General features: G+C 56.5%; 12 protein-coding genes and 1 tRNA gene. 3 read left to right on the forward strand and 10 right to left on the reverse strand.

Annotation, left to right across the window (positions count from 1 at the left end):
• Position 1: 1 nt before the first annotated feature.
• Genes B5477_RS10355 through B5477_RS10365 form a run of 3 tightly spaced genes read right to left on the reverse strand, consistent with a single transcriptional unit; the run spans position 2 to position 2,100 of the window.
• Positions 2-919 (reverse strand): SufB/SufD family protein, encoded by a 918-nt coding sequence (locus B5477_RS10355; protein WP_079699619.1) that lies wholly within the window; start codon positions 917-919, stop codon positions 2-4.
• Positions 919-1,650, reverse strand: a complete 732-nt coding sequence (locus B5477_RS10360) for an ABC transporter ATP-binding protein (RefSeq protein WP_079699620.1) — start codon at positions 1,648-1,650, stop codon at positions 919-921. The genes B5477_RS10355 and B5477_RS10360 overlap by 1 nt, the downstream gene beginning before the upstream one ends.
• Positions 1,651-1,689: 39 nt before the next feature.
• Positions 1,690-2,100: a metal-dependent transcriptional regulator gene (locus tag B5477_RS10365; protein WP_079699621.1), complete on the reverse strand. Its 411-nt coding sequence runs from the start codon at positions 2,098-2,100 to the stop codon at positions 1,690-1,692.
• Between the two features lie 242 nt (positions 2,101-2,342).
• On the opposite strand from B5477_RS10365, the gene B5477_RS10370 reads away from it, so the two are divergent.
• Genes B5477_RS10370 through B5477_RS14915 form a run of 3 tightly spaced genes read left to right on the forward strand, consistent with a single transcriptional unit; the run spans position 2,343 to position 4,788 of the window.
• Positions 2,343-2,579 carry a FeoA family protein gene (locus B5477_RS10370; protein ID WP_200806054.1) on the forward strand — a complete coding sequence of 79 codons (237 nt, stop codon included), beginning with the start codon at positions 2,343-2,345 and terminating at the stop codon, positions 2,577-2,579.
• On the forward strand, positions 2,576-4,591 hold the full coding sequence (gene feoB / locus B5477_RS10375) for a ferrous iron transport protein B (RefSeq protein WP_079699623.1): 2,016 nt from the start codon (positions 2,576-2,578) through the stop codon (positions 4,589-4,591). Before B5477_RS10370 ends, feoB begins: the two co-directional genes overlap by 4 nt.
• A 20-nt stretch (positions 4,592-4,611) precedes the next feature.
• Complete coding sequence (locus tag B5477_RS14915; RefSeq protein ID WP_117507757.1) at positions 4,612-4,788, forward strand: FeoB-associated Cys-rich membrane protein; 177 nt, start codon at positions 4,612-4,614, stop codon at positions 4,786-4,788.
• A 78-nt stretch (positions 4,789-4,866) separates the two neighbouring features.
• Here B5477_RS14915 and B5477_RS10380 read toward each other — a convergent pair whose 3' ends face one another.
• From B5477_RS10380 to B5477_RS10405, 7 genes are all read right to left on the reverse strand, one after another.
• Positions 4,867-6,309, reverse strand: coding sequence for an FAD-dependent oxidoreductase (locus B5477_RS10380; RefSeq protein ID WP_242942185.1), 1,443 nt, complete (start codon positions 6,307-6,309; stop codon positions 4,867-4,869).
• On the reverse strand, positions 6,306-7,433 hold the full coding sequence (locus B5477_RS10385) for a zinc-dependent alcohol dehydrogenase (protein ID WP_079699625.1): 1,128 nt from the start codon (positions 7,431-7,433) through the stop codon (positions 6,306-6,308). Before B5477_RS10385 ends, B5477_RS10380 begins: the two co-directional genes overlap by 4 nt.
• Before the next feature lie 133 nt (positions 7,434-7,566).
• Positions 7,567-8,712, reverse strand: a complete 1,146-nt coding sequence (locus B5477_RS10390; RefSeq protein ID WP_079699626.1) for a phage major tropism determinant — start codon at positions 8,710-8,712, stop codon at positions 7,567-7,569.
• Positions 8,713-9,630: 918 nt separating this feature from the next.
• On the reverse strand, positions 9,631-10,674 hold the full coding sequence (locus B5477_RS10395) for an ATP-binding protein (protein ID WP_159449005.1): 1,044 nt from the start codon (positions 10,672-10,674) through the stop codon (positions 9,631-9,633).
• Between the two features lie 135 nt (positions 10,675-10,809).
• Complete coding sequence (locus tag B5477_RS14920) at positions 10,810-11,013, reverse strand: RNA-binding domain-containing protein (RefSeq protein WP_143533587.1); 204 nt, start codon at positions 11,011-11,013, stop codon at positions 10,810-10,812.
• Positions 11,014-11,187: 174 nt separating this feature from the next.
• Positions 11,188-11,271 (reverse strand) — tRNA-Leu (locus B5477_RS10400).
• 107 nt (positions 11,272-11,378) lie between these two features.
• Entirely contained in the window at positions 11,379-11,936 is a 558-nt protein-coding gene (locus B5477_RS10405) for a manganese efflux pump MntP (protein WP_079699627.1), read from the reverse strand.
• Positions 11,937-11,980: the final 44 nt, after the last annotated feature.

The raw sequence follows: 11,980 nt of genomic DNA on the forward strand, positions 1-11,980 counted from the left end.
CCTATTTTAAGAAGCCCTCGATGATCTTGCGCTCAGCCTCCTGCCCGCTCAGCCCCAGGGTCATCAGCTTGATCAGCTGCTCCCCGGCGATCTTGCCGATGGCCGCCTCGTGGATCAGCGCCGCGTCCAGGTGGTTGGCGGTCAGCTCGGGGATCGCGCTGACCGAGGCGCGGTCCATGATGATGGCGTCGCACTCCGAATGCCCACTGCAGCGGGTATTGCCGCTCAGCTGGGAACGGAAGACCTGGCGCGAGGTGCCCTTCGCCACCGAGCGCGAAACCACGTCGGCCGAACAGTCCTCCCCGCTCAGGTTTACCACAAAATCGGTGGCGGCGGCCTGGCTCCCATGGGTCATCAGCTTCTCGCGGATGATGAGATGCGCCCGCGCCGCGAGCGTCGCGCTGGTGCGCCGGTCGGTGGAATCCACCCCCTCGATCTGGGTGGTGTCCATCTCCATATAGCTGTCCTCCCCCAGATGCGCCTCGGTCACCGGGTTGATGATCCGCTTGCCGGTCCCTTCCCCGATCCCGATATGGCGCTCCAGATAGCGCACCTTCGCTCCCTTCCCGATCATGAAGCTGTGGATCCCGTTGTGGGTGGCGGCCTCCTCGCCGTCGGCGTGCACGCCGCACCCGGCGACGATGGTGACGTCGGCCCCCTCGCCGATATAAAAATCGTTATAGACCAGGTCCTCCACATCCGAATGGGTCACACAGGCGGGGATATAGACCGTCTCCCCCGCCGTGCCCGGCGCGACGTGGATGTCGATCCCCGGCTTGTCGGTTTTCGGGGTGATGACGATATTCTCGCTGGACTGCCGCCCGGCGCAGCTCCCATCCTCCCGGATGTTGTAAGCGCCCTTGAAGGAGCCGGTAAAATCCGAGATCAGCCCCAGCAGCTTTTCGGTGATGGCGTTCATCAGCAGTCCCTCCCCTTTCGCGCCCCTTCGGGGCAGAAGGAGCATGCCCCCTCCTGCAGCAGCTCGGGCAGGATGTCCTCCTTGGCCCCCTTCGCCCTGAGCTCGCCCCCGGCGAGCACCACCAGCTCGTCCGCAATGTCCAAAATCCGCTCCTGGTGGGAGATGATGATCACCGTGCCCTCCCGCCGTCCGCGCAGGCGGCCGAACACCTCGATGAGGTTGCCGAAGCTCCACAGATCGATCCCCGCCTCCGGCTCGTCGAAGAGGGTGATCCGCGTTTTGCGCGCCAGGGCCATGGCGATCTCGATCCGCTTGATCTCGCCCCCCGAGAGGCTGGCGTTGATCTCCCGCTCGATATAATCCTTCGGGCAGAGCCCCACGTCGCGCAGCAGTGCGCGCAGCCCGGGCTCCCCCGTGCCCTCGCCCGCCGCCAAAACCAGCAGGTCGCGCACCGTCAGCCCCTTGAAGCGTACCGGCTGCTGGAAGGCGAAGGTGATCCCCCGCCTGGCCCGCTCGGTCACCGACAGGGCGGTGATGTCCTCCCCGTCGAGGAGAATCTGCCCCTTCGAGGGGGTCATGATCCCGGCGATCACCTTGGCCAGGGTGGATTTCCCGCCCCCGTTCGGCCCGGTGATCACCACGAATTTTCCGTCTTCGATGGTCAGATCAACGTTTTTGAGGATGGCCCTGTGGTCCTCCACGTCGATTGAAACATTTCGCAGCTCTAGCATATACACGTCCTTTCCGCCCTCTTGCCCACAGGAGGGGGCCTATTCTTTATCCTTAATTGTCCCCGTGCGCGCGCCGTCCAGCGTACGCGCAGAGTATTCTTCCATCCGGCGCAGGGTCGTCTGGCTGACGACGTGCTCCATCCGGCAGGCGTCCTGCTCGGCGGTCTCTTCGTCCACCCCGAGGATCGCGACAAGATAGTATTTGAGCAGGTCGTGACGCTGGCGCACCAGGCGCGCCTCGCGCAGCCCCGCCTCGGTCAGGGTGATCCTGCCGTAGGGCTCCTGCTGCAAAAAGCCGTCCTCGCGCAGCTGCTTGATCGCCCGGCTCACGCTCGCCCGCGAATACCCGAAGGCCTGCGCAATGTCCACCGAGCGCACCGATTCTCCCCGGCTGGAGAGGTCGAGGATGGTTTCCAGATAATCCTGTTTGGAGACGGTCAGCTTGCCCATGGTTATACGACCATTCCTTTCCCGGGGATTGGCGCTCCGAAGCGGCCCGCCGGACCGGGCTGTGAAGCCTTCCGCCCGGCTTGGCAAAATTACCGATTACACGGGGGGAGCCCCGCCCTTCTCTATAGTATATCACGAAAATTTTGTCGCTTCAAATAAATCATTTGACAAGCCGGGGCCGACAGATTAAAATGTAAGCGTAGGCTAACAATTTTGTTTGTGATAAGCAAGGGGAGGAATCACTGATGACGCTGGATGCCATCAAGCCGGGCAGCGGCGGCGTGATCGCCGCCATCGGCGGCGAAGGGGCGCTGCGCCGCCGGCTGCTGGATATGGGGCTGACCCCGGGGACCAAGGTGCAGGTGCGAAAGGTCGCGCCGATGGGGGACCCGGTCGAGCTGTTCCTGCGCGGGTATGTGCTCACCATCCGGCAGGAGGATGCGGCCAAGATCACCCTTAAGGAGGGCGCGGCGGTATGAGCTGTCTGTTGGCGCTGGCCGGAAACCAGAACTGCGGCAAGACCACCCTCTTCAACTGTCTGACCGGCTCGAACCAGCATGTGGGGAACTTCCCCGGCGTGACGGTGGAAAAGAAGGAAGGCCCGATCCAGAAGCACAAGGATATGACCCTCGTGGATCTGCCGGGGATTTATTCCCTCTCCCCTTACACCTCGGAGGAGGTGGTGACGCGGGATTTCCTCCTAAAGGAGGGCCCCAGCGCGATCATCAACATCGTGGACGCGACCAACCTCGAACGCAACCTCTACCTCTCGCTGCAGCTCATGGAGCTTGAGATCCCGATGGTGATCGCGCTGAACATGATGGACGAGGTGCGCGCGAGCGGCAACTCGATCAATGTGAAAAAGCTCTCCGAGCACCTGGGGATCCCGGTGGTGCCCATCTCGGCCGGGAAGAACGAGGGGATCAGCGACCTGCTGGAAGCGGTGATCAAAACGGTGCGCGAGCAGAGCCCGCCCAAGAAGTATGACTTCTGCACCGGCGAGGTACATAAGGCGATCCACTCCATCGCCCATATCATCGAGGACCATGCGGGGGCGGCCGGATATCCGGTGCGCTTCGCGGCGACCAAGCTCGTCGAGGGGGACGAGCCCATGCGCCAGGCGCTTCAGGTGGACGAGGGGGATTTGCACGTCATCGAGCACATCGTCGAGATGATGGAGGAGGCGCTGGGCACCGACCGGGAGGCGGCGCTCGCGGACATGCGCTACAGCTACATCGAATCGCTTTGCGCCGACTGTGTGCACAAGCACCAGGAGACCCGCGAGCAGATCCGCTCCGAGAAGATCGACCGGGTGCTCACCCACAAGTATTTCGGCATCCCCATCTTTTTAGGGATCATGTTCGTCATCTTCTGGCTGACCTTCAGCGTCTTCGGCGCGCCGCTGCAGGGGTTGCTCGAGGATGGGATCAGCCTCTTCACCGACTCCTTCTCCTCTCTGCTGCTCTCGGTGGGGGTCAGCCCCTGGCTGCATTCGCTGCTCATCGACGGGGTCTGCGCGGGGGTGGGCAGCGTGCTCTCCTTTCTGCCGATCATCGTGCTGCTCTTCTTCTTCCTCTCGCTGCTCGAGGACAGCGGCTACATGGCGCGCGTCGCCTTCGTGATGGATAAGCTGCTGCGCAAGATCGGGCTGTCCGGGCGCTCGTTCGTGCCGATGCTCATCGGCTTCGGCTGCTCGGTGCCCGCCATTATGGCCACGCGCACCCTCGCAAGCGAGCGGGACCGCAAAATGACCATCGTGCTCACCCCGTTCATGTCCTGCAGCGCCAAGCTGCCCATCTACGCGATGATCACCGCAGCCTTCTTCCCGCACAGCGCCGCGCTGGTGATGATCTCGGTCTACACCCTGGGGATCGTGGTGGGGATCCTGTCGGGACTGCTGCTCAAGAACACCATCTTTAAGGGCAACCCCGTCCCCTTCGTGATGGAGCTGCCCGCCTACCGCATGCCCTCCCCGCGCAGCGTTATGCTGCACATGTGGGAGAAGGCCAAGGACTTCATCCGCAAGGCCTTCACCGTGATCTTCGTGGCGGCCATCGTGATCTGGTTTTTGCAGAGCTTCGACTTCACGCTCAACATGGTCGAGGACTCCACCAAGAGTATTTTGGCCTTTGTCGGTTCGGCCATCGCGCCGATCTTTATCCCCCTGGGCTTCAACGACTGGCGCGCCTCGACCGCGCTGATCACCGGGCTCACCGCCAAGGAGTCGGTGGTCAGCACCCTCACCGTGCTTACCGGCGCCGCCAACGACGGGGAGCTCGGTGCCATCCTCAGCGGCATTTTCACCCCCTTGAGCGCCTTTTCCTTTTTGGCCTTCACGGTGCTCTACATGCCCTGCGTCGCCGCCTTCGCCGCCACCAGGCGGGAGCTCGGGAGCTGGCACAGCGCGCTGCTGACCGCACTCTACCAGACGGGTGCCGCCTATCTGGTGGCGATGGTGATTTTCCAGGTGGGCCGGCTGCTGATCGGCTGAACGCGATAGGAGGGATACGAATGTCAATGGCTGACCTTGTCATCCTTTTGCTGCTGGCGGCGGTGCTGGCAATCATTTTTTTGAGCATGCGCCGCAGGAAACAGAAAGGCGGATGCTCCGGCTGCGGGGGTAACTCCTGTTGCTCCGGCTGCTCAGGTTGTCCGGGCGGCTGTCAGCGGGAGGAAGAAGAAAAATAAGCCCGTCCTTTCAGACGCTGTCAAAGAGCGGGTATAAAAAAAGCACCCCCGTCCGGGGGTGCTTTTATATTTCCCAAGTTAGGCGTGCTCCAAATCCTGCTGGGCGGGGTTGTCGATCAGGTTGCCCCGGTAATCGAATCGGGAGCCGTGGCAGGGGCAATCCCAGCTCTTCTCATCCGGATTCCACTCCAACTGGCAGCCCAGGTGCGGACAGCGCACCGAGACGATAAACGCCTCCCCGTTTTCGTCCTTATAGACGCCGACCTTTTCGCCGTCGTATTCCACCACGCCCCCGTGGCCGTTTGGCAGCGCTTCGATGTCCGCCCGGGGCGGAACAAGAAATTTTCGCACCAAACCCTTTGTCGCCTGGGCGGTCTCCTGCATAAGCGTTTTCGCACTGGCGGACGGCGTAAAGCGCAGGGGTGAAAACACCTCGGCCCAGGGGCATTCTTCCTTGGTGATCAGGTCGCGCAGCGTTAAGGCCGCGACCATCGAGGAGGTCATTCCCCATTTTTCAAAGCCGGTTGCCACAAACCAGTTTGGGGTTGGGAGCGAAAACTGCCCGATATAGGGTACGCCGTCAAGCGTCATGCAGTCCTGCGCGCTCCAATGGGCGACCTCGCGGCTTTCGGGCCAATAGCGCATTGCCGCCTCACGCAGCTTCTGGTACTGCCCGCCCGCCGAGTTTTCACCGGTGCGGTGGTTGCCCCCGCCGAGCAGCAGCAAGTCCCCCTGCGGGCGGAAGGACAACCCGTCGGCATCGATCCCGTAATACATGCCTTCCAGCTTGGCGGCGTTCTCCAGCGCCAGCACATAACTGCGCTCCTGATGCATGCGCATAAAGTAGTATCCGGGCGCATTGACAAAGGGATAGTGGCAGGCAAAGATGATGAATTGAGCCGTCACCGTCCCGCGGTCGGTAACGATTTCGTTGCCCTCCACCGAGCGTACCGTGGTCTGCTCGCAGACATTCAACGGCCCGGCGAGGGCGCGCAGGAACTTCAGCGGATGAAAATGCGCCTGGTCATCAAAACGCAGTGCCGCCGATACCGGAAAGGGCAGCTCGGTGCCAAAAAGCAGCTCCGCCCCGATGCCCGCCACTTTCGCCGCCTCGTATTCTTTTTCCAGCTGCTCGCTCCCGCCGGTGGAGTAGAGATAGGCCGGCGCCTCGGTGAAATCGCAGTCGATCTTCCCTTCCTCAATGAGGCGGCGGTACTCCGCGATCGCCCTCTGGTTGGCTCCGGCGTACTGCCGGGATTTCTCCTCTCCAAACTGCTCGGCCAGCCGGTGGTAGATGAGTCCGTGCTGGGCTGTGATTTTGGCGGTGGTGTTTTTCGTCTGACCGCTTCCCAAGCGTCCCGCCTCCAGCACGACGACATTCAGCCCCGCGGCCTTTAAGAAGTGGGCGATGAGCACACCCGCCATGCCGCCCCCGATGACGGCGGCATCCACCGACAGCGCGCCTTGCAGCGGCGGGAACGACGGCAATTGTTCCGTCTTGCTCCAGATTGATTCCGTCACGGTTTGAGCACCACCTTGATGCAGTTTTCTTCCTTTTTGTCAAAGACCTGGTAGCCGTGCTCCCCCTCTTCGAGCCGAAGGCGGTGCGTAATGATGTCGGTGGCGTCGAAGCGGCCCTGTCGGATCAGCTCCAAAATTGGCTCAATATATCGCTGCGCCGGACATTGCCCCATGCGCAGGGCAACATTCCGGGAGAAGAAGTTGCCCAGCGGAAAGGCGTTATACCGCCCGCCGTAGACGCCGACCATCGCCACGGTTCCGCATTTTCGCACCGCTTCACAGGCGATCTCGACGGCCGACTTGGAGCCGGCCTGAAGCTTGAGCACCGATTCCATCTTTTCCATGGCGCTCATCTTGCCGTCCATCCCCACGCAGTCGATCACCACGTCCGCGCCGCCATGGGTGAGCTCCTTGAGCTCCAGGCCGGTGTTGTCGTAGTCCTCGAAGTTGAGCGTCTCGGCCCCGTAGCCGGCGGCGTGCGCCAGGCGGTAGCCCACGTTGTCCACCGCCAGCACCCGGCCGGCTCCAAGAAAGAGGGCCCATTTGATGGTCAGCAGCCCGACCGGCCCGCAGCCGAGGACCACCACCGTGTCGCCCTTTTTCACCCCGCCGATCTCGGCTCCCCAGCGGGAGGTCGGCAGGATATCAGTCAGGAAGAGCACCTGTTCGTCATCCAGCTCCTCCGGCACCTTGACCGGGCCCACATTCGCGTAGGGGACGCGCAGGTACTGCGCCTGCCCGCCGGCATAATCCCCGAAGGATTCGCTGTAGCCGAGCAGCCCGCCGGCCTCGCCGTTCGGGTTGGAGTTGTCGCACTGGCTGTATTCGCCCGCCTCGCAGAAGGCGCAGTGTCCGCAGGAGACCGGGAAGGGGACGATCACCCGGTCCCCTTTCTTGACGCGGGTCACCTCTTTGCCCGCCTCCTCCACGATCCCCATCGTCTCGTGGCCGAGGACGTACCCGTCATACATCCCCCTGACCCGCCCGTGGATGAGATGCAGGTCCGATCCGCAGATGGCCGTGGAGGTCACCCGCACGATGATGTCGTCCGCCCGCTCCAGCTTCGGGTCCTCCACCGTCTGAAGCGCCACATTGCGGATTCCCTTATAAACAATCGCTTTCATGCTATCATCCTTTCGGGGTTTATTTTCCCCGAAAAGGGATTTTTATATTTATTTAAATCAGAAGAGCAAATAAAAAGCACCTGGACAGCCGGAAGCGGCTGCCCAGGTGCTTTTTGAATTTAGGTGCTTTTATTTATAAGCTGTTGCAGGCGCAGCGGGAGCCAACACGCTCTCCTAAATACCACGGATAGCTGCTTAATTCGACAGTACGTGCCCCGGCATGAACCCCATCGCCATAGTAACCACCGGCCGCTAAAGCAATCAGAGAATAATCATTATACTGATAGATGTTACCGTATCCGTCTCCAAACGGGGAAATAGTATCAAAACCCCAGGCACCATCATTTATTGCGTGGTAGTGTCCGTTTCCATTGGTGTATGTCTTATCACCGCGTCCTCCATCCCAAAAGCTAAATATACCGCTCCCGCTGATCTTCGTATGTTCCGCTTTGGTGACAAACTCATCCAGCCACTCCCAGACATTCCCCACCGCGTCCCGGCAGCCAATGGAAGAGACCGCATTACGGACATACCCGGTTTTCTGCCGCCCACTATTCGTCTTCGCCGACCAAGCGTTTTCGTTGCTGTCGTCAAGCCCGCCGGGACTGCCAAACGCCATCTGGCAAAACTCCTGATAGGTCAGCAGCCGCTTCCCCTCCACGAAGGCGCGCTCCACGAATCCGTACCAGTTGAGCCCCTCCGTACCGGTCAACGGCAGTTGGTTGTAGGCCGATAGCAGGCCCCCATCCCCATCGTCGCTGGATTGGTAAATATCGACCCAGGTCCCGTTTCCCAGGTACACCATTCCCTTCGGGTCGCAAGCCGGGCGGTGCCCCTTGTACCATACGCTGCGGGGCAGGATGCCATTGTAGACGTTGCTCTCCCACCCTTCGCCGCGAACCTCGCCCGCCAGATTGACCGGCCGTAGCTTTTCATCGACGCGGCGGCAGGTACCGTAATGGAATCCGCCGATCCTTTGGGCGCGGGCGACGTTGCCGTCGAGAGAAATAAAGAATCCGCCGTCCGTTTTGTAAACCGTGTAGTCCTTGCCTACATAGAACGAGCTCCCAACGTCGAGGTCTTCCGCACCGATCCGGGTGGTGCTGCCGTTCCAGGTCACGTTCAGCTTGTCCTCGCCGGCGGCCTTCATCGTCACCGAATACTGCTCCTTGAGCAGCTGATCGGTCAACAGATTGTCGGCGTTAAAGTCGTCCATGGTGGGCTTGTCCGTCAAGGTCCATTGATTGAATCCCAGTTCCGTCTTGTTCATGCTTGCCATTGTGTTTCCCCCTAATTATCAATATAAGAGCGCATTGCTCTTTCATCACTAGGAACCACAAGGCAAAAAATAACCGTTATCCGTCATTTTTTAGCACTTCATCAAATTTTTTAATAGTCATTATAATCCTGCTATAAATTCAAGGCAAGGAGGCACATGATTGGAAAAGCCAAATTGTCTAATAATTACGTTGACCGCTAGATTAAATCTAACGGTCCTTTTTTATAAAACAGGAGCGGCAACTGCTGGGACTTCACTCTCCAGAATGCTGGCAGCAGCTAGCGCAAAGCTAGTCTATGACCTGCGCAGCCGCCTGCTCAAGGAAGCCAAAAAGGAGCCACATCTGGGATAGGTCGGAGATGGTGGCGGAATACCAGGCGAACGGGACGATCATCGCGCGGGAGCTGGACGGGCAGCAGGAGTACTACCTCTTTAATGCCCATGGGGATGTTGTGTAGTGCAACGGCCGGTACGGAATCCCCCTCAAGAGTTATGACCACGACGCCTTCGACAACGAGGAGAAGCCGGAGGAGCTGGACCATAGCCCCTGGCGGTACTGCGGGGAGTACCTCAACCTGGAGGCGGACACCTACTATCTCAGGGCATTGTGGGAATAACCCGGTGATGTTTACAGATTCCAGCGGAAAGAGCGCGGAAGCAATTTTTATTGGTGGCTGGACAATTGCCGGTGTGATCTCGCAAGCAGATTCTCCCCTGCATTGTGAAAATATAGGAAGGGACCTCCGTTAACGCTGGGGACTCTTCATCGTAATGTAAAACAAAAAACAAAATGGTTTCCAAATGATAATATCATTTGGAAACCATTTTAATTGGTACGAGCGTTCATAACGACAAACTTGGAAATCCGCATAAAATAAGGATGTCCAGCATCAAGCAGACGAATATTGATTAATAGTATTAACGGTTTTTTAATTTCCATGCAAAAGCAGGCCCCTGCTTTCCTGGAACAGGCTCTAATAGGTTTTGGTCACGCAGTCTCCAGAATACTCTTTTCATAGTATTTTCAGATTTAATTCCGGTTATCTCTCGACCCTTACTATTGTTGATTTCAGAATTGCTTTTCATAAATTCCATAACAATTTCTTCGGGCGAAGCCAACCGTTCATGGCGAATAATAACAACCACCGAATTACTCTGCTCTATAATCTCGGGAACTTTAAGTCTTAATTTTGTCATGGCATCAAATGCCGTATTTAATCCTTCCCCTACGTCCTTGTTCGGTGCATTGGGAAACTTGTTAATAATTCTAACAATTTTAGGATTCCGAGCAGATTGCTCATTTAGAATGTTTTGAACAGTAACGTGTCCTGGTAATTTTCCAGGACTTTCCACTTCAATCCTGTTGTCAAATATTCTAATTTGAATATCTGTTGCAATGCTATAATCCCTATGTATGACAGCGTTAGTTATAATTTCATGTAATGTTTCTTCTGGATATTGTATTGATTCAAATCCTTCTCCGAGTCTTTTCATGCTCTCTATTATACCCTTTGTTGTACGTACCGCACTATAAATTTGATCATAAGCACACCCTTCAATTGATAAGGGCTGCTCTGATAACATATCCCTGTCTGCTACACCAGATGTTTTATAACGAAAAATTTTTATTGCGGACCGTTTTGGCAAAGTAATTTGAGGTTCTTCAGAAAACAAAATGACCCCAGCAACAGTGGGGAGATCTCCTTTACACAGTTTTTGCTTTTGTATCCATAATTCGTTTTCTACATTAGGAATTACCGCAGTCATAAAATCAAAAAGAACTTTTGATTCAGTTAAATCGGTTATAGAGGCTTCTGCAACCGGCTCATTTTCAAATTGAGCAATGCCCTTATCCAACTCTAAACGGCGCAATTTTTCTGGAGTATCTATAGGGAGCTTTTGTGCCCCTCTACGAATATAGGGCATACCGTTTGTAGCAAAAACAATACTTCCAGATTTCATAATTGAAATCTGCATTACCAGAGTATGCAATACGGGATGTTCCAAAAAGGTAATATCGTAATTGTTTGAGAGTGGAGTCAGTCCATCAATCATTTGAATAAAGGCGTTTGTATCCTCGACTTTTCCGAATCCGCTTCAAGAACGGACATTGTTATCTTTATCAACTTCTTCTATTCCCAAGTAGATTTCTCCACCACTTGTATTAGCAAATGAAGAAATACATTCTGATAATTTGCTCGGACTAATCCGCTTTCCCTTTAAATCATTAAAATGATCTTCAGCCATATTAAGAATTTTCTCAATTTGTTTTTCTGATATAATTACAGATTTAAAATTCATATTATCGCTCCTAAAAAACAACATAATTATAACTCAAGATTCACAGACAAAGAATAGGCAAAAAAATAATTTCATATATTATACCATATATAGGCTACAGAAGCAAAACAAAAAGCAGAATGGCAAAAACCATCCTGCTTTTTGTCGTTATGACTACTCGAGAGTCATTCGTAGTGGTGCGGTAGACGGGACTTGAACCCGTACGTCGTAGACACACGCCCCTCAAACGTGCCTGTCTGCCAGTTCCAGCACTACCGCATAGAGATTTGAGCCCTCCTTGCAATTGGCCAAGGCGCATACTCAACGCTCACAATTATAGCATCCAGCCATCGGGATGTCAAGGATTTTTTCGCCAAATTGCACCATCAGCCGAACATATGCTCCACAAAAATCTTGACCCCGATCAGCACCAGCACACAGCCGCCAAAGAGCTCCGCCTTGTTTTTAAGAAATCCGCCGCAGCACTTGCCGACATACACTCCAACGAGGCTGCATACAAAGGTCACCACCGCGATAAACGGCGCGGCCTGCAGGATATTCACCCGCATAGCCGCAAAGGATACCCCCACCGCCAGTGCGTCTATGCTCGTTGCAACCCCCTGCGCCAGCACCAGCTTATAGGAAAAGAGCTCGGGCACTTCGTCCTCCTCATGGGAAAAAGAATCGTGGATCATCTTGCCCCCGATCAGCCCGAGCAGAATCAGCGCAATCCAATGGTCCAGCGTGCCGATCAGCCCGGCGAACGCGCTGCCCGCCAGGAACCCGGCGGTGGGCATGAGCCCCTGAAAGATCCCGAAGACCGCCGCTATGTAAACCGATTTTGAAACACTCAGCGACTTATTGCACATCCCGCTGGTCACTGAAACTGCAAACGCGTCCATCGACAGCCCTACTGCAATCATGAAAAGAGTCAGAATCCCCAATAGCTTGACGCCCCTTTTGTCCGCATTAAAATTTATTATACAAT

This window comes from Provencibacterium massiliense, assembly GCF_900169495.1.
GTDB classification, from domain to species: Bacteria; Bacillota; Clostridia; order Oscillospirales; family Ruminococcaceae; genus Harryflintia; species Harryflintia acetispora.